The sequence below is a fragment of the Pseudoalteromonas sp. L23 genome, assembly GCF_021728455.1.
In the GTDB taxonomy this organism is placed as follows: domain Bacteria; phylum Pseudomonadota; class Gammaproteobacteria; order Enterobacterales; family Alteromonadaceae; genus Pseudoalteromonas.
Window position 1 is genome coordinate 96,544 of record NZ_JAKKCW010000011.1, and the last position, 26,417, is coordinate 122,960.

Annotated in this window: 26 protein-coding genes; 9 read left to right on the forward strand and 17 right to left on the reverse strand. The window is 41.9% G+C overall.

The features are described from left to right. Nucleotides 1-7 precede the first annotated feature (7 nt). The 5 genes from L3V43_RS17410 to L3V43_RS17430 form a co-directional block, all read right to left on the reverse strand. On the reverse strand, nt 8-496 hold the full coding sequence (locus tag L3V43_RS17410; protein WP_010603766.1) for a hypothetical protein: 489 nt from the start codon (nt 494-496) through the stop codon (nt 8-10). Then, nucleotides 496-1,134: a glycine zipper domain-containing protein gene (locus tag L3V43_RS17415; RefSeq protein WP_010603767.1), complete on the reverse strand. Its 639-nt coding sequence runs from the start codon at nt 1,132-1,134 to the stop codon at nt 496-498. The genes L3V43_RS17410 and L3V43_RS17415 overlap by 1 nt, the downstream gene beginning before the upstream one ends. Beyond that, nucleotides 1,124-3,259, reverse strand: coding sequence for a hypothetical protein (locus tag L3V43_RS17420; protein ID WP_206472543.1), 2,136 nt, complete (start codon nt 3,257-3,259; stop codon nt 1,124-1,126). Before L3V43_RS17420 ends, L3V43_RS17415 begins: the two co-directional genes overlap by 11 nt. Nucleotides 3,260-3,269: 10 nt before the next feature. Continuing rightward, entirely contained in the window at nt 3,270-5,453 is a 2,184-nt protein-coding gene (locus tag L3V43_RS17425) for a hypothetical protein (protein ID WP_237117063.1), read from the reverse strand. Nucleotides 5,454-5,597: 144 nt separating this feature from the next. Continuing rightward, nucleotides 5,598-6,026 (reverse strand): hypothetical protein, encoded by a 429-nt coding sequence (locus tag L3V43_RS17430; protein ID WP_235368255.1) that lies wholly within the window; start codon nt 6,024-6,026, stop codon nt 5,598-5,600. 663 nt (nt 6,027-6,689) lie between these two features. Between L3V43_RS17430 and L3V43_RS17435 the strand changes: the two genes are divergently transcribed. Then, complete coding sequence (locus L3V43_RS17435) at nt 6,690-7,466, forward strand: 2OG-Fe dioxygenase family protein (protein WP_010603771.1); 777 nt, start codon at nt 6,690-6,692, stop codon at nt 7,464-7,466. Between the two features lie 76 nt (nt 7,467-7,542). Here the strand turns inward: L3V43_RS17435 and L3V43_RS17440 are convergent, their stop codons facing one another. Together L3V43_RS17440 and L3V43_RS17445 are read right to left on the reverse strand one after the other, a co-directional pair. Continuing rightward, complete coding sequence (locus L3V43_RS17440) at nt 7,543-8,610, reverse strand: ChuX/HutX family heme-like substrate-binding protein (RefSeq protein ID WP_102058371.1); 1,068 nt, start codon at nt 8,608-8,610, stop codon at nt 7,543-7,545. 478 nt (nt 8,611-9,088) lie between these two features. After that, nucleotides 9,089-10,225 (reverse strand): MFS transporter, encoded by a 1,137-nt coding sequence (locus L3V43_RS17445; protein ID WP_174169547.1) that lies wholly within the window; start codon nt 10,223-10,225, stop codon nt 9,089-9,091. A gap of 209 nt (nt 10,226-10,434) precedes the next feature. On the opposite strand from L3V43_RS17445, the gene L3V43_RS17450 reads away from it, so the two are divergent. Continuing rightward, the gene (locus L3V43_RS17450) at nt 10,435-10,623 is read left to right on the forward strand and encodes a hypothetical protein (RefSeq protein WP_141240143.1); all 189 of its coding nucleotides are present in this window, start codon (nt 10,435-10,437) and stop codon (nt 10,621-10,623) included. Between the two features lie 123 nt (nt 10,624-10,746). Here L3V43_RS17450 and L3V43_RS17455 read toward each other — a convergent pair whose 3' ends face one another. From L3V43_RS17455 to L3V43_RS17485, 8 genes are all read right to left on the reverse strand, one after another. After that, nucleotides 10,747-11,406 (reverse strand): YoaK family protein, encoded by a 660-nt coding sequence (locus tag L3V43_RS17455; protein ID WP_235368256.1) that lies wholly within the window; start codon nt 11,404-11,406, stop codon nt 10,747-10,749. Further along, complete coding sequence (locus tag L3V43_RS17460; RefSeq protein WP_227388104.1) at nt 11,403-11,819, reverse strand: VOC family protein; 417 nt, start codon at nt 11,817-11,819, stop codon at nt 11,403-11,405. Before L3V43_RS17460 ends, L3V43_RS17455 begins: the two co-directional genes overlap by 4 nt. Then, complete coding sequence (locus L3V43_RS17465; RefSeq protein ID WP_235368257.1) at nt 11,816-12,256, reverse strand: DUF2214 family protein; 441 nt, start codon at nt 12,254-12,256, stop codon at nt 11,816-11,818. The genes L3V43_RS17460 and L3V43_RS17465 overlap by 4 nt, the downstream gene beginning before the upstream one ends. Before the next feature lie 20 nt (nt 12,257-12,276). Then, nucleotides 12,277-12,687 carry an NUDIX hydrolase gene (locus L3V43_RS17470; RefSeq protein WP_102058367.1) on the reverse strand — a complete coding sequence of 137 codons (411 nt, stop codon included), beginning with the start codon at nt 12,685-12,687 and terminating at the stop codon, nt 12,277-12,279. A gap of 597 nt (nt 12,688-13,284) precedes the next feature. Continuing rightward, nucleotides 13,285-14,277: an LLM class flavin-dependent oxidoreductase gene (locus tag L3V43_RS17475; protein ID WP_237117062.1), complete on the reverse strand. Its 993-nt coding sequence runs from the start codon at nt 14,275-14,277 to the stop codon at nt 13,285-13,287. Between the two features lie 177 nt (nt 14,278-14,454). After that, nucleotides 14,455-14,553, reverse strand: a complete 99-nt coding sequence (locus tag L3V43_RS23735) for a hypothetical protein (RefSeq protein WP_267135058.1) — start codon at nt 14,551-14,553, stop codon at nt 14,455-14,457. A gap of 41 nt (nt 14,554-14,594) precedes the next feature. Continuing rightward, nucleotides 14,595-15,383: an amidohydrolase family protein gene (locus tag L3V43_RS17480; protein WP_267135059.1), complete on the reverse strand. Its 789-nt coding sequence runs from the start codon at nt 15,381-15,383 to the stop codon at nt 14,595-14,597. 124 nt (nt 15,384-15,507) lie between these two features. After that, nucleotides 15,508-17,001: a serine hydrolase gene (locus L3V43_RS17485; RefSeq protein WP_235368261.1), complete on the reverse strand. Its 1,494-nt coding sequence runs from the start codon at nt 16,999-17,001 to the stop codon at nt 15,508-15,510. Between the two features lie 288 nt (nt 17,002-17,289). Between L3V43_RS17485 and L3V43_RS17490 the strand changes: the two genes are divergently transcribed. After that, nucleotides 17,290-17,754, forward strand: coding sequence for a hypothetical protein (locus L3V43_RS17490; RefSeq protein WP_237117061.1), 465 nt, complete (start codon nt 17,290-17,292; stop codon nt 17,752-17,754). Nucleotides 17,755-17,781: 27 nt separating this feature from the next. Next, nucleotides 17,782-18,645: a LysR family transcriptional regulator gene (locus L3V43_RS17495; protein ID WP_235368263.1), complete on the forward strand. Its 864-nt coding sequence runs from the start codon at nt 17,782-17,784 to the stop codon at nt 18,643-18,645. Nucleotides 18,646-18,677: 32 nt separating this feature from the next. Here the strand turns inward: L3V43_RS17495 and L3V43_RS17500 are convergent, their stop codons facing one another. Then, complete coding sequence (locus L3V43_RS17500; RefSeq protein ID WP_010603786.1) at nt 18,678-19,163, reverse strand: GNAT family N-acetyltransferase; 486 nt, start codon at nt 19,161-19,163, stop codon at nt 18,678-18,680. A 275-nt stretch (nt 19,164-19,438) separates the two neighbouring features. On the opposite strand from L3V43_RS17500, the gene L3V43_RS17505 reads away from it, so the two are divergent. Beyond that, a complete protein-coding gene (locus tag L3V43_RS17505; protein ID WP_237117060.1) occupies nt 19,439-20,503 on the forward strand; it encodes a linear amide C-N hydrolase in 1,065 nt (354 codons plus the stop codon). 55 nt (nt 20,504-20,558) lie between these two features. On the opposite strand, the gene L3V43_RS17510 is transcribed toward L3V43_RS17505, so the two are convergent. Beyond that, complete coding sequence (locus L3V43_RS17510; RefSeq protein WP_045963740.1) at nt 20,559-21,368, reverse strand: sulfite exporter TauE/SafE family protein; 810 nt, start codon at nt 21,366-21,368, stop codon at nt 20,559-20,561. 465 nt (nt 21,369-21,833) lie between these two features. On the opposite strand from L3V43_RS17510, the gene L3V43_RS17515 reads away from it, so the two are divergent. The 4 genes from L3V43_RS17515 to L3V43_RS17530 all read left to right on the forward strand — a co-directional run bounded on the left by L3V43_RS17515 (nt 21,834) and on the right by L3V43_RS17530 (nt 26,414). Next, nucleotides 21,834-22,811 carry a DUF1852 domain-containing protein gene (locus L3V43_RS17515; protein ID WP_237117059.1) on the forward strand — a complete coding sequence of 326 codons (978 nt, stop codon included), beginning with the start codon at nt 21,834-21,836 and terminating at the stop codon, nt 22,809-22,811. 28 nt (nt 22,812-22,839) lie between these two features. Further along, nucleotides 22,840-23,880, forward strand: coding sequence for a methionine synthase (locus tag L3V43_RS17520; RefSeq protein WP_010370114.1), 1,041 nt, complete (start codon nt 22,840-22,842; stop codon nt 23,878-23,880). Between the two features lie 298 nt (nt 23,881-24,178). Further along, nucleotides 24,179-24,802: a hypothetical protein gene (locus L3V43_RS17525; protein WP_237117058.1), complete on the forward strand. Its 624-nt coding sequence runs from the start codon at nt 24,179-24,181 to the stop codon at nt 24,800-24,802. 526 nt (nt 24,803-25,328) lie between these two features. After that, on the forward strand, nt 25,329-26,414 hold the full coding sequence (locus L3V43_RS17530; protein WP_237117057.1) for a 5-methyltetrahydropteroyltriglutamate--homocysteine methyltransferase: 1,086 nt from the start codon (nt 25,329-25,331) through the stop codon (nt 26,412-26,414). Nucleotides 26,415-26,417 lie beyond the last annotated feature (3 nt).

Genomic DNA, 26,417 nt, shown 5'->3' on the forward strand with positions numbered 1-26,417 from the left:
ACATTACTCAAAGTATCATATCTATTTCTTGTGCTAGTGATTCAAGCTCACTCTCTAGCTGGTTTAGCATTTGCTGTTGTCGTGATTCGCTTGCCGCTTCCTGAAATTGTCTCAATACCTCCTCTCGACTCAGGCCGAGCCATGGGTAACGTGTTTTCAGCTGGCTAATTTTTGTCTGATTAATATGTTCAAGACCTTTGTATGTTTCTATCTTATCCAGCAACGCATCATGGCTTGCAATTAAAGCGTTTAACTTCTCACTTTGTATTACTATCAACTGTGTTAGTTGTACCTTGTCACTTTCAAGCTCTTGATTTTCTTCCTCAATCGCATTCATTTGAGCTTCGATATCCACTACTCTTCGGTTTAGCTGTGCCTGTCGTTGCTTTGCTTTTTCTTCGCTCCATCCATACAACCCACCAGTTGTCGGATCACCTGTCGTCTTACAACCTGCTAGCAAAGACAAAAACAAGCAATATATAACCCGCTTCAGCATTAATATAATTTCCGTCTATCTAATGAAGCTAGCTGGGCTTGCATGACTTCTAGCTCGTTCTTTTCAGCAAGAAGTTGTTGAATAACCGTTTCACTATGTGAGGCTAATTGCACAGAAACGGTTTCTCTTTCTTGTGCCAGCACGTCCTTTTGGTACTGAATTTCTTCAGTCAATATCTCGACTAACTTAGCTGACTTGGAAACCGCTTTAGACAGACTATCTTTTTGCGTTTCTAAGCTACTATACTCAGCACTGCGTTTTTGAGACTCTGCCTCAATGCTTTCTAACTGCGCGGTATAACCTTCTATTTCCAAATGAATTTTTTCTCTTTCATTTTTTGCTGCGATAAGTTTCTCTTGTGCCCCTTTAATCACATCTTGCATATATAACTCAGTATTAGCGTAATCCTGCTTCTTCTTAACCACACTCTTGGCATAAAGATCACCGGCAACAGCACCAATCAATGCACCAATCATAGCGGCTTGCTTATTGTCACCTAACACCAAACCAAGCGCACCACCAATGAGTGCACCTGTCGATGCTCCCTCAGCTCGAGTTTGAGTGTCGTCAGTCATTGCACACCCGGATAGCAAAGCTGTCATGATTGAAGCAGCAACAAGGTTTTTTCTACTTTTCATCGTTCGTTTCCCACTGGTTATTGGATTTAGTAAGTACATCAGCTAATTCTTCGATATCGCTCGAGGCATGGCTGTTAGGGGCTGGCAGTAGCTCTTCTATGGTCGACTCTTTAGTATTTAAATGACGGTAATCATTTTCGATACGCTCTTTTTCGTCTAGTAAGTCCTCAAAATCATCGCTGTCGCGCAGGAAACTCAATCTTCTTTCTGTAACTTCGTCCGCAAGCTTTTGCTTTTCGTCTTTGCTTTGTTTTAAATCAACTAAACGCTGCTCTAAACGCATACTATCGACATCGGCAATTGATTTGAGCTTACGATCTCGACTATCAAGCTGCGCTTGGATCAGGCTTTCGTCTTTAATTTCTAGTCTTTCAATCAGTAGATCCATTCCTCGGCTGCGCCTCAACAGAGCCGATACCTCACAGAGCAATTCATCTTGTAACTTTGCGTTATACTCGCGTTTATTCACCCAAAGCGTAATGGAAGGGATAAGTAATGTTGATGCCTTGAAAAGCCTAATAACTTCCTGTTTTATATCTTCTAGTTCATTCTCAATCGCCAATTTTTTACAGACTCTATCGTCATTCCCTTTAAGGGCGGTGTTGGTATGACGCTCAGGAGAATCAATTCGGTAACCAAAATCCCATTTTTCAAACGTTTCCCAACTATGTTCACCACCGGCGTCACTGACGACTAGACCGAGCACTTCAAATGCACCACTGAATGAATACTCGGCACCAATCCCGTCTTGTCCACCAAAAAAATGCTTAAATTGGATTGGTATTTTTTTACCTCTTAGCTCTTCAAGCCTCATGGCATCTTCAGATTCAACTGCCATAAGTGACTTAATACTTACCACCAAGCCATGTTGTTCACTTAATCGTTTGCCAATTTCATCTTCAAGTTGAGGCCGGATTAATTCTTCAAACTGACTTAATGCTTTGTAATGATTAAACTTGTCATTCAACATCACTTCTTTGCAAATGTCGTGTACTAGTACTTTTATTCTGTCGAGAATTTGCGCTTGCGTTATTGCTAACAAATCAATCTGATTGTCGTTTTCACTACTTGCAAATAAGTGACGGTATTTCTCAAACTCTCCTTCTTTCGCCTTAACTTCCATGCGAATATTTAACCGTACACGGCTACCAAACATCCCCGTTTTAAATGCGCCATCTTCTTTATCAAACGTGAGCATCAACCCATTTAATAACCTCAGCGGAGCAATGTTTGGTAATGTATGAAATGAATTAAGTTCATAACCAATCGCAGTAGCTTGTTGCTTAACACTATTTTTAACCTGATCGGAGATAGAGACGTCTTGACTCGTTGCCGTTTTGAAGTTGCTCAGCAGATCCATTTCAGATTTGCCCAAAATATGCTGACGGATTGCTCTCTCAATACCCGCCTTCATGTGTGCTACCACCCCCTCGATATCGCTAATTTCAGACTTGCGATAGGCTTGATAGTTATTCAATGTCATTTGACATTCGGACGTTACTTCTAAGCCCGTTTCTTTTATCTTGGTACTATATTTAAATTCGGCATATCGCTCTGGTGCATTACGCAACGTAAAGCCAATATTAAAATCCATTCCTTTTAATTCTTGCTGCATTTGCTCGCACACCGAAGTGTTTAATTCACTGCTTTCTCCACGCTGTAGCTCTTGCTGATAAAACTCATCCAATAAGTTGCTATTTTGTGAGTCCAAGCATTTCTTATACATTTTCGACATGCAGTGATGCAGGTGCTTATCTATTAAATTAAATAATCCTTTTTCCGGCGTGCCCGACATACTCAAGATTTCGACTAACTTATGTGCTTCAGTTTGATCTGTAATTTTAAGCTGAAAGGTAGCGTAAAACTCTAGTGCAATCTCACTTGCACCTTCATGCCATTCAAATGGAATTTTGCTAATGACGATTGGTTTTGTATGAGATTTAACAAAGAAATATTCATAATGTTTCTTATTAAATAAATCAGATAGCAAACCTTGCTTGGTTACGATTTGGTTGGTTTTCTTATTCCAAGTGACAACAAATCCTTCTCCATGAACTCTCGGATTGTGAAAGTTAGTATCGACTTTTCTGATTAAGTTGCTCAAATTAGAGATGCTTTCATGCATGGTAGGATTCTCATCTAGGTTTTTTAAATTGTTTAATAGCTTCGCTTAACACGCCTTTTTTTAGCTTTAGTAGCATCCTCAACTCTTTATCTGATCTACAATTTCTGTACTGCTCTACCGCCTTATCTCGCTGAATTCTTAAATCTGCTTTAATTTGCTCGTACTGTTTTCTGGTGCAAGCAATGGCAAACAATTGATTCAATCGTTTGAATTTTTCATTTAACTCCGTAAGCATCATGTCGTAATGCTCATATTCGCTTTCATCGGTGATATATTGCGCTTGGAGCAGCGTTTGCTTTATATAAATTGATGTGGTTAAAAATGCTGTGATGTTTCTCTTCTTTAGACTTTCGCTCAAACTTGGCATCGCGAGCAATTGGTAAATTAACTCTTCCGCCCCCTCTTCAAACATTAACGTAATCAAGTAGGAGGTAGCCTTATCATCAACTTGGTTATTTCCCTCTAACACACGATGCATAAGACTAAAAACAAAAAGTCTCACAATCATTAAAGTTAAAACACACTTCTCACTATCGGAAGGTATACTTTTTAGTATTTTTAATAAGTGAAAGGAGTCGCTATATAAATACCCTGAAAAATAGTAGCGAAGCAGCGCAAAGCTAGGACATTTCTTACTCTTATCCAACCCAAGCTCATAGCTTTTAGAAAATATATACTCTAATGACAAAACTTCAGACTCACTTTCAAATTCAATTGAATAGGCTAGAGTATTAAACAAAAAATAGAGGTGATTTTTGAAATCACACACCATCTCTTTAAGCTTATTTTCATAGGTTGATTTAAATACTGGCACCCAGTTGTCAATATGAATTTCTAAGTCTGAAATAGATATTAAATCTTTCTCTTTCTTTTCCACTTGCCCTAGTAGTTGATAAATAAATTCATCGATGGCTATTTTGAATCTATCTTGATAAGAGAGCGCCCTAACAAATGAGATAAAATGAATTATTTTTGAATTTGGACACTGACGATAACGTTCAAATAATTTTAATAGGTAGTCACTGTTAATAGTAATTACCCCGACTTCAGAAAGCTTTAAGTAGAAGTAGGCGAGGTCTGAAAAAAGTGCATCTATGTCAATGAGTTCATTTGTTATATCCTGATCAAAAATGACTTCCTCAATAATTGGCGAGAGTACAGCTAGTTGGAATGGATTGTTTGTAAGCAACTTTTCTCGATATACGCTTGCCTGCTTAATCGAACTTAGCCTGATACAACAAATACCTAAGCCCGACGGTGATGTGAGCTCAAGCCCAGCTAATTTTAAAAACGCATCAGGATCTTGCTGCCAACGAGCATAAGCATGAGTTAACGCTTCGACTCCTTCTCCTATTTCTTTAGCTTGTTTTAATTTATGGTCAAATGCCTTAGCAATTGCATTTTGAAACAACACCAGTGGCATATTGTTAAACCAACAAGTTAGTGTAATAACTAAACAGTCCAACCAGTCGTCGTTATCTAGTGCTGCCACAGGTAATGGGTCATGTGTAAAGTGAACTGCAGGCTGCCAATAACCAAGCATAGAACTTACAGAGTTGAAACGCAGGTATTCCTGGATCCTTCTAGGACAGTCACTATCGCCTTTACTATCCAATACCATAAGCAGCGTTGCCTTACGTGCTTTTAGTTTAGACGTCAGTGCATTTAGATTTTCACGGGTTTCGATAAAGCGCTCGAAACTTTCTAGGTCTTCTATTGGTTGCCTAATAACATAAGCGTGTTGACTTTCTACGTAAGGAAATCTTGCTTCTAAATACTCAGTCATTCGACATGAATTGTGACGTATGTAGTAAGATGATATGTCGGTGTGCTGTAAAGCAGCAGCGATAGCCTCTGAGAGATAAAAGGCATTCTCGTTATTTTTTCCAATAATCAGCCAGTTGTGACAAACGAGGAAGTTGTTAAGTTCGGCTAACTTGATGTCATCTAAAATGACCTCATTACTCGCAATTTTTGGAAACGTTCTTAACTGAAGTGCTTCATACTTCAGTGGTTTCTTATCAGCGTTTGAAAAATAGTTATTGACCTGAACATCTCTGTTCCCTTGGATCACGGCCTCTTCAAACGTACTACTATCAAACTGGCTCAGCTGCTGAGGAACATCATTCTCATATGCATTGGTTTCGATGCCAATGCTTGAACCAGCTTCCGCTTCCTTTGGATCCGCACTCATATAAAATCACTTTTAAATATAAAAAAGAAGTAATTAAACCTTAATAGCTTCTAAAAACGAGCACTTCGTTATAGAGATACAAGCTTCTTAACTAGCTTACATTTTCAGGGTTAAGCCACCCCTTATCAGAATTTAAGATTACCTTTAATCTTTAGCACCAAAATTAAGCGTAATATCCCTATTACCAGTGATAACATTTGGGCCATTCGCCCCGCCGTTAAAGGTGCACCCTTGAAACTGAGTATTGTTTTGCTGGCCATTTTGATTTGTAGGGTCTGAGTGGTGGTTGTTTTGTTGATTTTCTATTCGCTTTTGGTGGTATTCCAGCGCTTCTTCAGGCTCAATATTAAGCGCAGTCAATAGATTCTTTAGCTTACTTACCGTCGATGACGAGAGTGGCGCTAAACTGGCTAAGTAGCCTTCCGTCTTATAATTGCGAAGACTTCTATCACTCATGTAAGCACTGTCTGTAACTTGCTGCTCGGACAGTCCGTTTTGATTAATCTTCTCAACAATCAGCTGCCTTAAGGACTCTAATTGCACCTCATCCGCAAAGTTATAAACTTGTTCCATTTCGCGCTCCTTACCCTTAGGCATATCAAAAATCTCACTTACAGATCTAAAAACCACATTTAGATTACATTTCTATACAATTAGAACACAATTTTCAAATCTATTTTCACTTTGTTACTTAAATATAAATTATGAAGGTAACTACCATTCGGTAACTTGCATCATTGTGAATATCAACGACCATTACTTGGCACTGAAATAAAATTATTTAAAATCATACCGATACTAGCTAACTAACTGTTCTGCACATTTATCAATCGGACTTTGTCAGCGAAACCAGACGCAAATTCATTGCCGGACAAGTCTGTCAAGGTAGAAATAACCACCCCTATCGCTTGGCACAAAATTGCAGAAATATCATTCCTGGATGCAATGCGGGTTTGAATTGGCAACCTTCTATAATTTGCAATTTACTGAAGGCTGTTCACAAAGCTCACTGCCCCTATCTAGACATCAAAGCTTAGCAACGTAATAAATAACTCACTTATAAAACCACTATAAATTTCCGTTCCCATTCCGTTTTTATTCCTTATTTTTCCTTCACAATCATACAGTTAAATGAAAACCTATAAATACCAAAACACATCAGATGGGGTGAATATGAAAAAGCTTATTGAAATTTTTAAGAAAACAAATCAACAAAGACAGATAGGAGAATCAAAGATGACTAAAACTACATTGTTAAGAAATGGTTTCTGCCAATATTCTTTGCCAAATTTAAACGTTGGTTCACGACAAGATATTGAGTCGTTACTGAAGCAGGTAGAACCTGAATTAGGCTTAGACACCTATATTCCATCCGGCCAAAATGCAAGAGGTATCGTGCGCTATACCGTCAAGGACGCTAACACTCACCTTATCAGCCCCGAAAATAGACAAGGAGGCCAATACTATGTTTACGGCTTGTCTCAACAACTAAACCCGGACGCAGGGGGTAAACAAAGATGGTTCAAAGCAATAACACATTGCACTGACGGTACATTGATTTGCAACCACCCAGTAATAGCAGCGCTGACTGAATTTTTGATCCAACATTCAATTCCGGCACCGTCGTACCATGTTGAGCATCAGTTTATTGGCTATTATCCGACACCTCATGCGGATTGCTTAGTAACCCCAAATACGCTTCATTTCGACGGGTTAAGTCATCAAACGATTACCTCAATCCTTACGCTGGCCAGAGAGAATGTATCAGGCGGGGAGTTTGTGATAGCTGACGGTGTCGCGGTAAACACCCCTATAGATAATGTCAGTACCCAAGATCTTCGGCTCTTTGCTGAATTACCAGTGGGGTCAGGCGTGATTATGGACGAGTGTCAACGTGGTACTTCCCGCCCACTTTGCCATAGTGCAATGGCGACAAGAATGGAGAATGTGCAGCAAAATACCGTCTCTAAACGAATAATTTTGGTCTCAGAAGTCACGCCTATTTGGCACTAGAAAACCAAAGGGCTCTTTTATAGAGCCCTTTTCAATTTAGCTGATTGTAGAGGATAGCTTTTCTATAGCTCAAGTATTACGCCGCAACCCGTCCTTTATGGATCAATCGCTCACATAGCGCCTGCCACTCATCGGTTTGTTTTTTGCCTTCAATTCGGCGACCAAACAGCGTTAATACAGTCTCGCGATTGGCATCAAAAAACTCAATAGAGGTAACCACAGTATTGCCGTTATCCGTGGGTTTTCTGACCACGAACGCGCGGGTTAGGTCGTCTGCTTTTATATGCAGGCTAAACTCAGGATCTAATACGTTAAACCAAGGGCCAACTTGTTTGAGGTTTTCAACCTTTCCAGAGAAGATCTGTACCGCACCTGGATTGCCAACGAATACCATAATCTCTTGCTTAAACATGTTTGCTTGCTGAAATATATCTGCAAGGTCAAAGCTTTGTAGCTCAAAGCTCCATGGTGAGCCAACGATTTCAAGGGCCTGCAAGCGTTCAAGGTTGTATGTCTCTAAAAGCTTTGGAAAATGATGGACATCATTTAACTCGCCCCACTGCGACCTAAAATCATCTAGTTGCGCAGTACTCAAGTCCCTAATATTAGTATCTAGGACTTCAAAAGGCGTTACATCCAACTTGTGACTATGTGTTAGCTGGTAGCGTGCTTTAAGGTTCACAAACTCGTTAAAGTCGGCGTCTGCAGTCATATATACCTTATGTACAGCGCGACCATTTTCATCGAAAAATTGAAAACTAGTATGCTTATCCGTTTCAACAAGAAATACACTTTTCCATTTGTGCAAGAAAAGCCGCAGATCAATCCCTCCTGGATTGATGGCCACGGCACTAAGTTTGTTACTGTGCCCTGTAACATAGAGCTTTTCATACAAACCAGTTATCTCGCTCACCACAGAGCCATTTCTAGTCAAAGCCATCACTTTTCCAAGCTTTTTAAATCCTTTTAATAAATCCGCGATTTTATGCTCATCTAATCTGGTAACTCGAGACGTAACAGGCTCATCCAGCTGTGCGTTTAGCAACTCAGCTTCACTCACACCTAGCTGCATAGCCGCAACAATGGGCCTAATGTTAGGCTCTCCGATTAGCAGCATTTTATAATCTTGAATAAGTTGTTCCATATTTCCTCCACAAGGAACCTAGCTTAACCACCCATTTGGCAAAGAAAGAAAACAAGTTGTTGATTTACAGTGCTCACATATATAGACGCAACATCATCCGATCAAACCATGTACCAACTTTGCAAATACCATGAAACCCAAAGCAAATGAAAATGAGAATTAATATCAAAAATGATACTAGCAATTTATTTCGTCTAATGAAAGTCCACACAGATTAAAACATTTCTACTCAATCAAAAGCACTCGTGTTCAATTGAATATGCAGGCTGGCATACCAACTCGCTTAATTCAGCTTCCAATTTTGAGGCGAGAGAATCTTGTCGATAACACCGCTACCGCCAAGGCACCTACATCCATGTAGGCAGGGCGAAAATTTTGCTATTCAGTTGTTCTAAATGAGAAATTTTTAACGCCGTTAGCGTCAGATTTGCTCCTTAAAATTGAGCAAGTATTAAGGCTAATTGGTACTAGTTACCTCCTAAATTGATGCGCCTTTTACGGGGCGTAAACACAAAATGGCAAGACTAAACAAAATAATAGCAAGCAGCGCCATTGCAGCCGCACCAAGGCTGTAAGCAAAACCTGCGACGGCAGACCAAATCGCCACACCAATGTGCATCATGCTCATGGCCAGTGAGATAAGTACACCACGATGTGCAGGCGAAAGTTCTGAAATATATGCCTGTAATGCCGGTGAACCAATGCCGCCAGCCAATGCCCAAAGTGTCATCAAAAAGTATAACGGTATGAGAGAGATACCTTGATACCAATAAAGACCGCTACTGGCAATGAGGCAAACGACCAATGACGCACGCATGACCTGCCGCCCACTTTCAAAGTGGGTTGCGAGTTTTGGCATCATCAGGTTTCCAGCAACACTCACTAAGCCTAATAAGGCATACAGTACACCAATAAACCACACTGACAGTGCTTGTGTATCTCGTAAATGCTGCCCAACCAAATTGAACAAACCAATACCACCACCTAAACCAATACACATGGTAAGTAACGCGCCAACAACACCAGGTATTTGCCATAGCTTGACTGATATCTTGGTGCCTTCTCCAGCTTTGTCACTTGGGATCGCACGGCGGTTTACAGTAAGTAATAACGCCACAACCCAAGTGGCGATCCCGAGTGCAACAAAAGCCGCTCGCCACGACATTAAATGCGTTAAAAACGCGCCAAACGCAGGACTTGAGATCATGCCAAGAGTTAAGCCTGCTTGCACCCAACCGATCCGTTTGAGCGCATCTCCACCAGAGCTTGCCGCGATGGCAAACGCAATCGGGAGCATGCCAGCACTGGCAATCCCCGTGATCACACGAGCAACTAAGCCCCACTCAAATGAAGTGACAAGCCCTGTCGCGATGGAGGCACCACCAAAAACCACGATTGCAGGTAAGATGATAGCGCGGTGCCCTGCTTTATCCGAGAGCGCCCCAAATAGCGGAGCCACAATCGCTAGGGCAACGCTGTAAGTGGTAATAAACAGTGTTACTCGCTCAGGCTTTACACCTAATTCGAGTCCAATAGGTTCAAGAATAGGCCCAAGCATCAGCTCATCGGCCCCAACTAAAAACGCAATAAAGGCGAGTAATAAAGTCAATAACATCTCATTACCCCTTTTTTGCGCAGCAAACGTTTACCTTGCAGGTGTTCAGCAAAGCAAAAGAAATAAAGCCAACATTAAGCTTGTGTTTGTATGAGTCTATACCTGACGTCATCAGGTCATTTAAAAGCAAATTCATTAAATTACATCCATAAAAAAACGGGAGATCGGCTGTAATACCGACCTCCCGTTTCAAAAAATTTCGAAAACGTGTGCCACTGAATTTCGGGCACAAAAAAGCCGGCGATGAAGTATCATCGCCGGCTTCGTCTTTCCAATCATCAGATACACTGCCGCTGCCCACCTTTATTCAGGTAGTCGCCAATGTCTCTGATGAAGATTTAGAAAGTAAGCTCCGAGCAACACTTCATCGTGTTAATGCGCGGAGCAAAGCCTTCTAACAAAATTCTTAAATAGGATGTAAAACATCGTGGAAAGATCCAAATTAAAATCGCGCGCCAATGTATACGATGTCGATTAAGTAGTCAATAATCCAAACCAAGATACGTCAACACAGCGGTGTGCTACCCCTTATCCCTAAGCGCAAAGCGGTAAACACCAGCAATTAGCAAACAGATGGTTATAGGTAACCACAGCGCCTGAAAGTGAAACTTGTTATAAAGCCAAGCGCCCAACACGCCACCTGCCACAAACCCTGAAATGATCAACACAAACAGTTTTGTTTTTCTGATATCCAAAGGCTCGCCTCTAAACAATGCCCCAATCATCAGCCCTAAGTCAGTGAATATTCCTGTTACATGGGTTGTCCTCACCACAGCTCCACTGTACGTGGTGGCTAATGCGTTTTGTAGTCCACAAGCCGCGGAGGCAAAAAAATGACCATAAAATGAGCCTTGCATCAGTAAGACGAGAGACACGGTAAGCAACATGGCTTCGAGCACCAACGCGGTATCGTAATGTTTGCCAAGCCTTAACGTGGTGCCATGCAGCAAAAACCCTGCAAGTGCAGAGCCAAGCAAGAACGCGAGTAACACTCCAAATAAGTGCAGGGTTTCTTTAAGGCTGCCACCTAAAAAACTAGTTCCGAGCATAGTCGCAGTGCCGGATAAATGAGAAACGGATTGGTGCTCAAAGCTAAGTAGGCCGATTGCATTCACAAATCCTGCGACGAGCGCCAATATAAAAGCGCCGATCTCAACCCATTTTGGTAACTTTGAGATCATCTCTTTGCCATAGGATGATCAGGATTTAACTGCAATAAGTCCCAGCGGTTGCCATAGAGATCTTCAAATACAGCAACCGTGCCATAATCTTGCTCTTGCGGCTCGCGAATAAACCGAATGCCAATAGATGTCATGCGCTCATAATCACGCCAGAAATCATCGGTATTTAAAAATAAAAATACCCGCCCACCAGCTTGATCACCAATAAACTCCTGCTGCTCTGGCGTAGAAGCTCTGGCAAGTAGTAACGCCGTACCATGTGAATTAGGCGGTGCTACCACCACCCAGCGTTTATCTTGCTCGGGTTGATCGGTGTCTTCTATTAATTCAAAACCTAGTTTATTGACGTAGAAGTCGATGGCTTCATCGTAGTCTTTGACGACGAGCGCAATATTGACAATATTTTGTTTCATGATGAGGGCAACCCATAGCCTCTTGCCATAAGTGCAGCAAGTAGCGGTAAAACTAAAAGTAACAGCATTTCTAGCCTTTTAATGACGATAATACGCTGGGGCACAAATAAATTATCTTTTGTTGTATTACGGTGCTTCAATAAAAACACAGTCGGAATGATAGACAGCAAAGCGATTAACAAAAATAGTCCGACTTTGGCATGGAAAATCGGATTTTTAGTGTAGAACTCACTGGGCTTGCCAACTGCAAACCATAGCGTTAATCCTGCGCCAAGGGTTACCAGCGCACTAACACCATACAAGCCATCAACTACCGCTAACCGCTTAATGCTCTGACTACTCATTGATTTAGAGAGTAACACGTTTTCAATCGCGAGCGTCGATGCCAAAAATAAAATACCGAGAAAGTGAATATATCTAACGACTATTTCTTCCATGCTGTGCCCCAATTGCTATTTTAGCCTTGATAAAGTGTGTTATTTTCTTCTAAAAAGTTCACCAAAGGCAAAAATAGGGGCTGCGGCAATTCATCAAGCGAAAACCACTGCCATTGTTTGCATTTATTTGGCTCTTTAACTTCTGCATCATGAGTATCGCACCTTGCCATGACAAACAGAGTGACATAATGTTTCTGCTCATTGGCAAAATAATCATTAGTAAAACCAAGCTTTTCAACGTTTACAACATCTAGCCCCGTTTCTTCATGCACCTCTCTTATCGCGCATGCCTCAATGTCCTCTCCATACTCTAAATGGCCACCAGGGGTTGCCCAAGTATGTGCGCCATGAGCGCCGATGCGCTCACCAAGCAAAATTTTATTATCGTGCATTATTACCACGCCAACCCCGACGCGTACGACTTGATCCATTATTTTTCCTTAGGGCCTGTTTACCTTTCAAGTTTGTTTTTGCAGCAGTTTGATTGGTATTTGTACAAGGCAGAGCCTGCGTAGCATAGTTATTCTATGTGAGTCAGGCGATAACACAGTAGAAATGCTAATCAAGCGCTGCCCTTTGGGTTCACCTGAGTGCGCTTTGTTCATTGTTGCTCAACTTTTGCCTAGATTACTAGGCGGCAAGTCGAGCGTCGCGACCAAAACACACTCAGAAGAACAAAAATCAAACAGCAAAGATCAACAGGCCCTAGTTGTTACTGCAAATATTGACTCGCTGAACTTATTATTCAGGGTGATTTAAACACCCCGAGCTCAGCAAGTTTAGCTTCTAGTACCTTAGTGCTTCATTTTCATCACGGAGCGTCGTTTTTTCCGTACCTGACATCAACTTACTCCCCGGTAATGGGGCGTCATCAAAGGTCCGCGCTATTTCTTTCGCCCCGACATAAAGGCAGAATAAGTAGAGAAAGGATACACAACCAAATCGTTTTCAACTTTCGTTCCCTGTAAATTTTTAACTCGCAGTGTACCGCAAACCTTCTCTTAAGTACTGCCTTCGCACTCAGACTTTTACGTTAAGCTCGCCAAGATTTCAAGCGCATGTTTTCTATCACTTAGCTCGTATAAATCGTTGGTAAAAATAAACTCATCGACCGCTAACTCACGTTTAATCATGCTGAGTTTATGGTGGACAGTCGCGGGGCTTCCAACCACAGATAGGCCTAAAAAGCTTTCAACTTGCATTTGCTCTTGGGCATTCCATAGATCCTCCATCGAATCAACGGGGGGTTTCAACCATAACGCCTGGCCTCGCATCAACGCTAGGATACGTTGCTTTGACGTGGTAGCTAAATACTGCGCTTGTTCGTCGGTATCGGCTGCAACTACCGGTAAGCCAAGCGTTACATAAGGTTTATCTAACACCTTTGATGGTTGGAAATCGCGGCGATAAAGCGCAATAGCATCATGCACGAATCGTGGCGCAAAATGACCCGCAAATGCATAAGGTAAACCTCGCTTTGCGGCGAGCTGGGCACTATAAAGACTCGAGCCAAGCAACCAGATTGGTACTTTGGTGTTTTCGCCCGGAATGGCACGCACCGAGGATCTACCGTCATAAGGACCGAGCAAGGCTTGTAATTCAGCAACTTCATCGTCAAATTGCTCCGCACGTCTGTCATCGCGACGTAGTGCTCGGCTGGTAATAGGATCGCTGCCAGGCGCGCGCCCTAATCCCAAATCAATACGGCCTGGATAGAGGCTTTCTAAGGTGCCAAACTGCTCAGCGACGACTAACGGTGGATGGTTTGGCAACATCACGCCACCCGCCCCTACCCGAATATTGTGAGTGTGTCCGGCAATATGCCCTATCAATACGGAGGTTGCTGCGCAGACGATGCCACGCATATTATGATGCTCAGCCATCCAAAAGCGTTTAAAGCCAAGTTCATCCGCTTTTTGCGCATAAGCCACGCTGTTAGCGAGGGTTTGTGAAACGGTATCTTGCTCTTTCATCGGGCTTAATTCGAGCAAAGAAAATGGCATGTTAGCAAGTGAAGTCATAACAATCCTTAACGGTTTGAGTTAGACCATAGAGTAAGGGTTGCTACTTCTATTTCAATCCGAAATCCCGCACTACATTGTTGCTGATTCTCGACTGGTTATGAACAGTCAAGCCATTAGCCCCACGTTAAAAGGCCTGATTTCCATGGATCCACGTTTGCGTAACTTTGGTCTCTTTTATTCGTCGAATGATATATTGAATAGATTTTGGTCTAACACAATAAAGTCAGCAAGCTTTCCAACCTCGAGGCTTCCAACAATGTCTTCTTGTCGCATCGCGTACGCAGCATTTATTGTGTAGGCTGCGATTGCTTGTTCTAATGAGTTGCTTCAGGCTGTCGAGTAATTGCATTCGCGATACTGATAAAAGGATTAAGCGTACTCACATTCCAATCGCTGCTCAGCGTGAGCATCGCACCATTTTCACTTAGGCTTTTAATTGGAACCAAATGATCTGCCCGCTTGCGACCTAACAGTGGTTGCATTTCTTGCCAATGATGCGGTTGAGTAAATTCTCCTGCGACTTGTGCATCTGCTATCACACCCAGCGCAGAAAACCTCTTGTAATCTTCAGGATCAACAACTTCTACATGTGTAAGGCGATGCCGAGCAGCTCCTTTAGAGACTGCTTCAATAGCATTTAACGCTTCATGTATTCCTCTGTCGCCAACTGCATGAATGTTAAAGTCAAAGCCACTAGGCTCCAATACTTTTATATATTTCTCTAATCGAGCTTGGGTAAAATAATTCACTCCACGGTTACCATCGAGCTTAAGCCAATCTACTTTATAAGGCTCTTTCATTGCCGCAGTGGTATTCACCAAAATACCATCCATGTAAAACTTTATTTGGTCGACTTCTAATAAGCTATTTGGCGTCGTATTATGAAACGATTTAAGCGCTCTAATTTGGCTTTCATCACTTGCTTCCGGATAAGCCCATAAGCCCAAGCTGGCTCGCATCTTCAAAACACCATCCGCCTGTAGCTTTTGCCAAGTATCTAATTGGCCGCGCTGCCAATATACGCGAGCATCACTAATGGATGTTATTCCGTGGCTTAAAAGCATAGGCTGAGTATATTCAACAAAGCCATAGCTAATTGTCAACTAACCTCTAGTCAGACTGAGTTCACGTTCAGTTTGAAGCTCACTAAACTATAAAAATGACGCGCTTAGCTGCTGAATCATGATAGCTCACCCAGCAGCTGCGATTTGGCCAAGACAACTGTTACTACAGCGAATTTTTCGTACTTACAGGTGTTTCTAAACTCGCTAGTTGCTTCTTTGCAGATTCGAGGTTAGGGTCAAGTACAATTGCCTGTTTTAAAATCGCCTTTGCACGTTTTAGTTGATTATCGGCAATCAGTGCCTCTGCGAGACTATCTAACCCATTGGCTGAACTAGGGAATGCTTCAACGTTTAGCTCAAATGCAGCAATAGCAGCGGCATTTTTCTCTTCTCCCAAAAGCGCATATCCCAAGTCATTCAACTGCGCTTCTGAAAAATCATAATCGTTATACCTATCGGCCTTGAGGCGATTATATTGACTTCTCGCCTCAGCAGGTTCCTCTTGGGTAAACATCTTATAAAGAACTGCTGAAATAGGTTGTTTTACTTGAGGATATGGTTTCATCGCTAAAATGGCTTCTACCGCTTTTTCATTCTCATCGACAACGTCATCTTGACCATTATTTGTTAATAGAATAATCGTTCTATTATCATCCAATTGATGGCTGTAAATCGACTTAAAACCTCGCCAGTGGCCACTGTGGCCAAACTTGGGATGATCATAGGCATCAGCCTTTAACATGAATCCATAACCGTACTGTTTGGTGTTGTTGTCTAATGTTGTGGTCGGCTGCAGCGCTTGCAGCCAAGTTTCCTTCGAAATAAGTTTATTATTGCTTAACGCTAAGTGCCACTTATACAAGTCCTGAGTCGTTGAATAGATCCCGCCCATCCCCTCAACATCAAAGAAAGGAATTTGATCAAAGGCGCGCTTCTTATCATTTAAGTGACGACGAAACCCATATGCACGAGTTGTTATTTTCTTTTCCGTCAACTTGGTTCGACTAACTGTATAATGCATACCAAGGGGTGAAAATACTTGCTGTTGAAGAAACTGGCTATACGGCAATCTAGATACTGACTCAATGACCTTTGCAAGTACAACATAACCAGTATTACTGTATTTAAATTGCTCACCCGGTTTAAACATTAATGCAGGTTGCTCACTCAGCAGCACACTCAATAAAAAACTTTGATCAAGGCTGGAGTCCACTTTTCCTTGACGATACAAGTCCGAGATATAAGGCATCATATCTGGCACACCAGAAGTGTGGTTTAATAGCTGATTGATTTTAATATCTTTATATGGAAAGTTAGGAATATATAAATAAACGGGATCTTCAAATTTCAGTTTGCCTTGCTCTTTAAGCATCATGATCGCGATAGCGGTAAACTGCTTTGAAATAGAACCAATATCAAACTGATGTTGAGTCCCTAGCAGCTCTTCACTAGCGTGACTAACCTCTCCCATCGTTCTTTGGAAAAGTATGGCGTCATTTTCTGCAACTAAGACACTGCCATTGCATAACTTTATTTGTTCGCAGTGTGTAAAGTAAGCTTCTAACAATTGTACTCGGTCATCTTCAAAGCTTTGCACATTCATACTATTCAACATTAATACGGTTGAAGTAATGGCAGACAAGACAAACTTTTTCATAATTAATCCTTGTTGTTTTTATACATGTTGAGTCAATCAACTTACATGCCAAAATATATAGCTATAAAAAACAATAGGTTAAATATAAATTCCTTCAACTATTACGTTGATGGTGTATCGAAAGTGGGACATTCTTATACGACTTGTAGCACTTCCGGAACACCGAAAAATACACTTTACAAGCCTTCCAGACGGTGCGTAAGCGCAACATAGCAAGCACATAATAATCCACATAAAACCAGCTTTTGCCTGCTAGACTCATAAAAAACTGACTTGGAGCAACATCTTATGAGAGCCGCTATCCTGTTTATTTTATTTACTTTTAGTAGCCAGTTATTGGCAGAAACGGACACAGCTAAAATCAATAAACTGTTCGACAGCTACATGAGTAAATACAACCATTATCTGCAAACTGGTGATTTACCAACCAGTCCTCAACTGTACACAGATACGCTTATGTTAATGTCATCAAGTTCAAAGCCGAGCGTGATCACACAAACGCAAATGAATAAACAGGTGCAAGTATTCTTAACACGCCTGAAGGAAGAAGGTGTCAGTCACGTAAAGTGGAGCAAGGTCAGTATTCATTTTCTTGATAAAAATATTGCGTTAGTAAGCAACATTGCTGAGCGATACACCCAATCAGGCGCACTTTTTAATAAAGTAGGCGCAAGCTATTACATCTATTTAGTTGATGGTGAATGGAAAATATCTGCGTTCGCTGTACATGATGCGAAAAACACTTTACTTTAATTGCATCTAAACTTTGGTGTTGTAGGCATGGAAAACTGGGACGACTTTCAATTACTGCTTGCATTAAAACGTGCTAATACACTCAGAGGTGCGGCCAAAGTTCTAGGCGTAAACCACACGACGGTATCTCGTAGACTACATGCTTTAAATCAACGCTTTAGTCTTGATATATGCATGCTTTCGCAAGGCAAAGTCTCGTTTTCTGAATTGGGACTGCAGCTGCTCAGTGCCGCTGAAAACATGGAAGCCAGCCTTGCCCCTCATTTAAGCCAAATTAACACTTCGGTTAAGCAGTTAAAGCAACAAATAAACTTATCTATCCCCCCAGCGATTTTGCAGTTTGTCTTGTTAGACGAATTACATGAATTTCAGCAAAACAATCCTTACCTCACGCTGTCGATTAATACTACCTATGCACTTTCCGATCTAGAGAAATCAGAAGCCGATGTCGTGATCCGAGCTTCTCACGTTCCGGATGAGCACTTAGTTGGTCACCGGCTATTTCCGATTTCACTTGGTTACTTCATGCATAAAGACTATCTCGATAACCGCACGAGTGAAAGCGTTTCTTGGATAACCGCCAGCGTAACAGAAAGACCGACTTGGCTACTTGATACACCCTATCCAACCGCCCCAGTTTCTCTATCAATTGAAGATTTGGTGCTGCGTCATCAGGCTGCATCCAAAGGCCTTGGTATGATCAGAGGGGCGCACTATATTGCAAGGCATTTTCCTAATTTAATTGAATTTGCACCAGCGAGTGAGCACTATGCAGATTTATGGATCCTGACCCATCCAACAAAAAAATCCATACCCAACGTCAAGCGGCTTATCAGCTTTTTACTTAAGACTATGCGCAGTAAACAAATACTGATCGACTGCGCAAAATAACATTCGCCACGTTAGTTTAGCGCCTATCCACTCTAATCAGCCAACCATTTATACATAACATAGCTATCTACCAAACCCAATTTCCCGTGTTTATATGCCTTGGGAATGGTGCCCACAATGGTAAAACCAAGCTTTTGCCATAGTTTAATCGCCAGTTCATTGGTCGATACCACACTATTAAATTGCATGGCTTCGAACCCCAGCGCTAACGCTTGCTGCTGGGAATGTTCGCACATCAGCCGTGCAATTCCTTTACCACGAGCCAAACTCGACACCATGTAACCACAGTTACATATGTGGCTACTCGGACCCATCGCATTTTGTCGCAAATAATAGCTGCCAAGTACTTGCCCATTTTCAACATATGCAAAAGCTTTGAGCGGCGTTTCACACCAAAGTAAAAATGCCTGATCTATACTCATATTTGAGTCAAATGCATACGTTTCTTGCGCTTGGATCACTTCTGAAAACGTTGGCCAAAACGACTCAAAATCTTCCCGAGTTATCTCTCTTATCATCCCATTTCCTCTAAACGTCATACCTGATAGCAATTAACCCAATTCTTGCAAATATACTCATTCTACTAACCTCACACCACTTTTGTTTTAGGGAACCCGAGACGAATACTTGTCGAATCATTAGTTTTTCACGCTAATAGTTACTGACTTACCACTCCTGTAATGCACTGTAACTTTCTGTAATTTATTTAGCCTTTTTCAAAGCCTAGTATGAATCAGTAGATTGATGAGAAACCACTCATCAAAAGGATATTTAATTTTCTTGTGAGGTTGTTATGTGTACTAGAGCTTTTAATAACTGGAATAGAGCATATTTGGCTACTGCCAGAAATATGGACTGGATGTTTATATTACCTACCAGCTTGTTTGTACTTGAAAAAGGACTAAAAAAATCGGGGCTTGAGCCAGTTTGTGAGCTAGAGGCAATAGCAAGCGAGAAAACTCGCAACCCACTTACGTGGACATCTTCCTATAGTAGTGTGGTCGCTATGGTAGGAGATGATTGCAGCGGCTGGGCAGCCTCCGATGGCATGAACTCTATGGGGCTTGTCGCAAATGTATTGTACGACTCAGGCGCGACGTACGGTAAATCAGCATGCAAAAATAAAAAGCAGCTGAGCGTACTGAGATGGTTGCAGTATGTGTTAGACAAATTTGTACTCGTCAAGGAAGTCGTTGACGTATTCAGCAAACAAGAAATTCAGATCGTTGGTGCAGAAGTACCTAACAGCGAAGGTAAAACCGCAGCATTGCATTTGATAGTGTCGGATATCAGTGGCGATTCAGCCATTATCGAAGTTGAGAATGGGGTTTTTAAGATCCATCACAGCGCTGACTATCGCGTTGTTACCAATGAACCAAGTTATGAAGATCAGCTAAGGATTAATGATTATTGGCTGTGGCAATGGAGTGATAAAAACAGTCAGCCGAGCCATACGATCCCTGGCGGTCCATACTCAACCGATAGATTCGAGCGCGCTGCGTTTTATCTTAATCACTTAGATTTACCAAACGATGAGCATGATGCCCTTGCACAGGCTCGCTCGGTTGCTGCAAGTGCATCAGTACCCCTTGGCTATAATTTTACAAGCAGTGCCAGCCCAAATATATCTAATACCTTGTGGACAACCGTTGCAGCACATAGGAGCCAAACCTATTACTTTTGCAATGCTCGCACGCCTCATGTTGCTTGGGTGGAATTGGCAAACTTTAACTTTGAATCGCCAGTCAGTGCCTTCACACTGATAAGCGAAGATCCATCTGGGGAATACATCAATAGCACCAGAAATGGCAAGTTAAACAAGCATTTTGAACCAACCGAAGATCCGTTCAAAAAGTAAGATTAGCAGAGCTTCTGAGCCAAACACGCCATAGCTCGTTTTGGCTCAGAAGTACTTAATTCACCGCCATATTCACAGCCATCACTAACAGTAGCACAGCAAATACCTTTTTAATCGTGGCAACAGGCAAATGATGCGTGGCTTTAGCCCCCATTGGAGCAGTGAACCAAGACGTGCACACAATTCCTAACAGGGCTGGCAAATAAACAAATCCGGCGAAACCATCCGAAAGTGCAAAGTGCGCACTGCCCGAGCTAATGTAGCCAACGGAACCAAAGAGCGCGATAACAATGCCACATGCAGAAGCACATCCTATGGCCTTTTTCATATCAACAGAGAAAAACGTCAACAGCGGTACCAAAAGCGCTCCACCGCCAATGCCTATCATGGCAGATAAACCACCGGTGATCGTCGTTAATACCGTAAGTATGCCTTTATTTGGCAGCTGCCTTTGGGTTGTGCTCTCATTTTTGCTGCTATAAAACATTTTTATTGCTATCAATACCACACTTACTGCAAATACAATGCGCACTGCGTTTTCGGGTAATAGCGCTGCCAAAAAACCACTGATAAGCGCGCCTAGTGCAACGCCCGTCATTATCCACGGCGCTAAATCCCACGGTACATTGCCATTTTTATGATGCGCGATTGCCGATGAGGTAGAAGTAAATAAAATGGATGCCAGCGATGTCGCTACAGCGGCTATCACCACTTGCTCCGGTGGTAACACGTTAAAATACAGTAAAATACTGCTAAGCACCGGAACAATAACCAGCCCACCGCCAATACCTAACAATCCGGCTAAAAAGCCGACAACACTACCGAGTAGTGCACAATACACAAACAACAATATCAACTCACTCATTCCACTTATCTCTTCTTTTAATTGAGGCGCAATCACCTAAGTGAGCAATATGGCCGTTGCTTTTAGCCTTTCTGCCACCTAAGCGCTGGCGAGTATAACAACATAACGCTTTGCCATTGGTGCTTTTGACTTAGATAAGCCTTGAATATTCCTCACGTTTTACTTGAAACAAATGCAACTTAGACATTTAGCAGTCTAGACTTTCGGATTTCCAAAGGGTTTTACTCTACAATTGCTCATATTTTCTGCACATGTGACTCAATAAGCGGCATCTATTTTTGTAACTCATGAATCAGACTCATGTTTTATGTGAAATAAAACCGTTTTTCTTCATCTTGTGATCCACGTATAAATCTCACATCACTTAATGTTCGGCACTCTCACTGCTTCCCCGTGGATATCTGTTTATCGCAGTGAAACGTAATTGCCGAGCGCGTCAGCATTAGAATTGGATACCTGAAGAACATGAATAACGAGTTTACTTTCACTATTAAGAGCATTCGTCTTGACGAGAATTACCATCCGTCAAACAGCACGCGGATCACCACTAACTTTGCTAACTTGGCAAGAGGCGAAAGCCGCCAGCAAAACTTACGCAATGCCTTAAAGATGATTGATAATCGCTTTAACGCATTGGCTAACTGGGATAACCCAACAGGCGACCGTTATTCTGTTGAGCTTGAGATAGTCTCGGTTGATATGGATATTGCAGGCAGTGGGCAAACTTTTCCGTCAATTGAGGTGTTAAAAACCAATATTGTTGACCACAAAACCAATGAACGCATTGAGGGAATTGTTGGTAACAACTTCTCATCTTACGTACGTGACTATGATTTTAGCGTGCTATTGCTTGATCATAATAAAGATCAACCTAAATTCAGCATCCCAGCTAACTTTGGCGACTTACACGGTAAGCTATTTAAATACTTTGTCGATTCAGAAGCTTACAAGAGTCACTTTAGTAAGCCACCGGTGATTTGCCTAAGTGTATCGGATAACAAAACCTATCACCGCACTGAAAATCAGCACCCGGTGCTTGGCTTTGAATATCAGCCAAATGAGTCATCATTAACTGAGCAATATTTTAAAAAGATGGGCTTACAGGTGCGCTACTTTATGCCACCAAATAGCGTTGCACCTTTGGCTTTTTACTTCTTTGGTGACTTACTGAATGACTACACCAATCTGGAGTTGATCAGCACCATCAGCACTATGGAAACATTCCAAAAGATCTACCGCCCTGAGATTTACAACGCCAATGCGGTTGCAGGCAAGTGCTATCAGCCAAACTTGAAAAACCTAGATCACTCATTAACGCAGATTGTTTATGACCGCGAAGAGCGCAGCCAGTTGGCGATTGCACAAGGTCGATTTGCAGAAGAGCATTTCATCAAGCCTTACCAAACCGTACTTGAGCAGTGGTCTGCAAATTACGCTTTATAATCAACGGGAATATGGAACAGCATTTATTATGAAAACACTATTACCAACGTCTACTGCTGGCAGTTTACCTAAGCCCGCTTGGCTTGCTCAGCCAGAAACCCTATGGTCACCTTGGAAACTAGAGGGCGACGAGCTTATTGATGGCAAAAACGATGCGCTACGCATTGCTTTGCAAGAGCAACAACTTGCCGGAATTGATATCGTGAGTGATGGCGAGCAAACCCGTCAACACTTTGTAACCACTTTTATTGAACACCTAAGCGGTGTGGACTTTGAGAAGCGTCAAACCGTAAAAATTCGCGACCGCTATGATGCCAGTGTTCCAACCGTGGTGGGCCCTGTATCTCGCCAAAAGCCGGTTTTTGTTGAAGATGCCAAGTTTTTACGCAGCCAAACAGACAAACCTATCAAATGGGCATTGCCAGGTCCGATGACGATGATAGATACGCTGTATGATGACCACTACAAAAGCCGTGAAAAGCTAGCGTGGGAATTTGCTAAGATCCTTAATCAAGAAGCCAAAGAGCTGGAAGCTGCTGGAGTCGATATCATTCAATTCGACGAACCGGCGTTTAATGTCTTTTTTGATGAGGTCAACGACTGGGGCATTGCGGCGCTTGAACGTGCTATTGAAGGACTCAAATGCGAAACCGCTGTGCATATCTGTTACGGTTACGGCATTAAAGCTAACACCGATTGGAAAAAGACCTTAGGATCAGAATGGCGTCAATATGAAGAGGCATTTCCTAAGCTACAAAAATCCAATATCGATATCATCTCTTTAGAGTGCCATAACTCTCACGTGCCAATCGACTTGTTAGCGTTGATCCGTGGTAAAAAAGTGATGGTTGGTGCGATTGATGTTGCAACCAACACCATCGAAACGCCAGAAGAAGTTGCCAACACACTACGCAAAGCGCTTGAGTTTGTTGACGCCGACAAACTCTACCCATGCACTAACTGCGGTATGGCACCACTTTCTCGTGAAGTGGCAAGAGGTAAGCTCGCTGCATTGAGCGCAGGGGCTGAACTTGTGCGCCAAGAGCTATTAGCCAAAAAATCAGCTTGATAAATACTGAATTAACAATAGTTTTAGCTGCTAAATAAAACCTAAATTATGTGCCGCCTTCAAGGAATGATAGGTGGTGCGGCTTTACAACCTTAATCAGTGTTCAGTACGACGGTTTATTACTTAAACTCACCAGGTAACTTCTACTCGCTCTTGTTATCATTGGAGCATCCATATAATTTATTCTCTAATTTATAAGTTAAACCATCAAGCCTAATGCAACCAAGAAATAAGGTTTATACTTGCTAAACAGGTGTTAGTATCTACAAACTAATGACGCAATAAGGATATCATTTGTATGAAAACTACTGCCCTCCTATTACTTTTACTCTGTGTACATTACGCCCAGAGTAAAGCGCGGGATCTAGATACCGAAAGAAATTTGTATGTTCAAACTACAACTCTAGAAGCGTTTAGTCTGGATGACGTACAAAAAAGTACATTACGTGCCATAATCCAGAACGCAGAACTAGACAAAAGAATAGATGCTGAATACGAGGATGGTGCTAAATACGCTATCGGAGATACAAGCCGGTCAATCCCCTACACGGGCAATGAAATACTTCACATAACAATAAATAATGAAATGAATTCTGAGAGCTTCACCTTAAAACCAACTTATTTAGCCTATCGTAGTGATTTAATTTTAAGGTCAATCAGTTTTGAATCACAAGAGAAAAGAGCCAGAACCAAAGCCAGACTAATCTTATTTTTGGAAGATGGCGGGAAATCTGCACCCACTCAACTCTATTATGAGCTTGTTATTAAAACGGAAGGAAAAGCAATATACATGGAGCTCTCAAAAGATTGGCAAATCATTAAAGCAATTGAAACACTACAAAAAAGACGTCCGTTTTTGGGCAATGACGTAATGGAAGTAGGTGACTTCTTACCCGACCAAGCTCAGGAGATAATACGATAATCTTAAGTAGCTTACCGTTAATTAACGGCTGGGAAGTAAAGGTGCTATATAAACCCAGAAAGAGCATTTGAAACTCTAAAGGGCAAGAAATACTCTCATTGCTTACGAACATCTACTAAAAATATTATCAATTTTCATTTGCTTTCATACACTTAATAAATCCGCTATTTCCCCCTTCACCTAACACGCTTTTTTGACTTGAAAAGTACGGATAAAATGGCCTTCTCATAAGTCAGTTTGTTTTCAATCTGAAATTTAGATAAAAGAGAAGCTAACTCATTATTTTTAAAGTTAGCCTCAAATCACCTCCTTGCCTCACTCAAAAGCACCCACCAAAGATTATCTCATCAGGTAAAATCCCATGTAATCAAGGCGATTATATCTATTTGATCCTATACTCACATTGGCGCTTGTGCGTTTTTAAAACAGACAAAGTAACTGGATTGCTATAAGCGCACATTTATTTGATTATTTATGGCTTTTTATCGTTTTACTTAGAATAAGCAACTCGAGAAGGTAGACTACGATGGCGCGGTTCCAGATCCCCAGCGAACAAATCGGATCAATTCCTCGAAACCCCTGTTTAATAAGCGCTTACAGGGACTATAAGCAAGGAAAGATAAGTTACGCAGTTTTAAACGAAATTGCAGAGCGTGAAACACAACAAGTGATAAAAGAGCTCGAAGCGATTGGTTGTCAGATCGTCAGTGATGGCGAGCAAAGAAAGTTTGATGGTTTTGCTCACTATTGCTTACACGATTCACCTTGCTACTCAGATCAGGGCTTGCTCGTTGATTTTAACGATGGTCACTCTCGGGTCTTTGCGCCACACCTTAAAGTACCGCCATTTCGCTATCAACATACGGCGGATGAGTTTCTCGCTTTCGCACTCAAACATGCAACTGTGCCCGTCAAACAAGCCGTTATTTCTCCTTCAATGTTGAGCTTAGTTTATCCTTCTCACGGAATTGAAAATTACGATCACGAAAGTTTTATCAGTGATTTGATAACTGAGCATGTTGGCGAAGTAAAACGCTGCTTAGCACTGGGTGCACACAAAGTACAAATTGACTTTACGGAAGCTAGGCTGTCTTTAAAACTAGACCCGTCAGGTCAGACCCTCAAGTCCTTTGTTGAGCTAATCAATAAATGTCTCGCCCAATTTAGTGATAGCGAAAGGCAACGAATTGGTATTCATACCTGTCCGGGTGCTGATATTGATGCAACTCATAGCGCCGACATTGACTATAAATACCTGCTGCCTACGCTTTTCGACATTAATGCAGGAAGCTTCTACGTTGCACTTAGAGGTGAAGAGAACCCCAAGAAAACCCTGAAGCTGATAGGCAGCATCCTCAAGCCCTTCCAACGTGTATTTATTGGCGTGATTAACCCGAATAGTCGCGAAATTGAGAGCCCAAGATCCGTACGAGATCTCGTGTTACTGGCGAGTGAATTTATTCCTATTCCACAGCTAGGCACTTGTGATGATTGTGGTTTTTCGCCATTCGCCGATGATAGTTCAACAACCAGAGAAATAGTATATGAAAAAATAAAATCGCGACTAGTCGGCACACAAATGGCCGAAGAAGCACTCAATACACGTTCGTAGAAA

Bases quoted from the DNA above. Each gene is read 5' to 3' on its own strand.
- L3V43_RS17445 (WP_174169547.1), bottom strand. From the start codon at position 10,225: ATGTTATTGACTTTATTACTCGCCTTTATTGCGTTTTTAGTTGGGGCC.
- L3V43_RS17470 (WP_102058367.1), bottom strand. From the start codon at position 12,687: ATGGATCAAGTCGTACGCGTCGGGGTTGGCGTGGTAATAATGCACGAT.
- L3V43_RS17495 (WP_235368263.1), top strand. From the start codon at position 17,782: ATGGAAAACTGGGACGACTTTCAATTACTGCTTGCATTAAAACGTGCT.
- L3V43_RS17520 (WP_010370114.1), top strand. From the start codon at position 22,840: ATGAAAACACTATTACCAACGTCTACTGCTGGCAGTTTACCTAAGCCC.
- L3V43_RS17525 (WP_237117058.1), top strand. From the start codon at position 24,179: ATGAAAACTACTGCCCTCCTATTACTTTTACTCTGTGTACATTACGCC.
- L3V43_RS17475 (WP_237117062.1), bottom strand. From the start codon at position 14,277: ATGACTTCACTTGCTAACATGCCATTTTCTTTGCTCGAATTAAGCCCG.
- L3V43_RS17500 (WP_010603786.1), bottom strand. From the start codon at position 19,163: ATGATAAGAGAGATAACTCGGGAAGATTTTGAGTCGTTTTGGCCAACG.
- L3V43_RS17460 (WP_227388104.1), bottom strand. From the start codon at position 11,819: ATGAAACAAAATATTGTCAATATTGCGCTCGTCGTCAAAGACTACGAT.
- L3V43_RS17465 (WP_235368257.1), bottom strand. From the start codon at position 12,256: ATGGAAGAAATAGTCGTTAGATATATTCACTTTCTCGGTATTTTATTT.
- L3V43_RS17455 (WP_235368256.1), bottom strand. From the start codon at position 11,406: ATGATCTCAAAGTTACCAAAATGGGTTGAGATCGGCGCTTTTATATTG.
- L3V43_RS17430 (WP_235368255.1), bottom strand. From the start codon at position 6,026: ATGGAACAAGTTTATAACTTTGCGGATGAGGTGCAATTAGAGTCCTTA.
- L3V43_RS17415 (WP_010603767.1), bottom strand. From the start codon at position 1,134: ATGAAAAGTAGAAAAAACCTTGTTGCTGCTTCAATCATGACAGCTTTG.
- L3V43_RS23735 (WP_267135058.1), bottom strand. From the start codon at position 14,553: ATGCGACAAGAAGACATTGTTGGAAGCCTCGAGGTTGGAAAGCTTGCT.
- L3V43_RS17440 (WP_102058371.1), bottom strand. From the start codon at position 8,610: ATGGAACAACTTATTCAAGATTATAAAATGCTGCTAATCGGAGAGCCT.
- L3V43_RS17505 (WP_237117060.1), top strand. From the start codon at position 19,439: ATGTGTACTAGAGCTTTTAATAACTGGAATAGAGCATATTTGGCTACT.
- L3V43_RS17420 (WP_206472543.1), bottom strand. From the start codon at position 3,259: ATGCATGAAAGCATCTCTAATTTGAGCAACTTAATCAGAAAAGTCGAT.
- L3V43_RS17425 (WP_237117063.1), bottom strand. From the start codon at position 5,453: ATGAGTGCGGATCCAAAGGAAGCGGAAGCTGGTTCAAGCATTGGCATC.
- L3V43_RS17435 (WP_010603771.1), top strand. From the start codon at position 6,690: ATGACTAAAACTACATTGTTAAGAAATGGTTTCTGCCAATATTCTTTG.
- L3V43_RS17510 (WP_045963740.1), bottom strand. From the start codon at position 21,368: ATGAGTGAGTTGATATTGTTGTTTGTGTATTGTGCACTACTCGGTAGT.
- L3V43_RS17530 (WP_237117057.1), top strand. From the start codon at position 25,329: ATGGCGCGGTTCCAGATCCCCAGCGAACAAATCGGATCAATTCCTCGA.
- L3V43_RS17490 (WP_237117061.1), top strand. From the start codon at position 17,290: ATGAGAGCCGCTATCCTGTTTATTTTATTTACTTTTAGTAGCCAGTTA.
- L3V43_RS17485 (WP_235368261.1), bottom strand. From the start codon at position 17,001: ATGAAAAAGTTTGTCTTGTCTGCCATTACTTCAACCGTATTAATGTTG.
- L3V43_RS17515 (WP_237117059.1), top strand. From the start codon at position 21,834: ATGAATAACGAGTTTACTTTCACTATTAAGAGCATTCGTCTTGACGAG.
- L3V43_RS17410 (WP_010603766.1), bottom strand. From the start codon at position 496: ATGCTGAAGCGGGTTATATATTGCTTGTTTTTGTCTTTGCTAGCAGGT.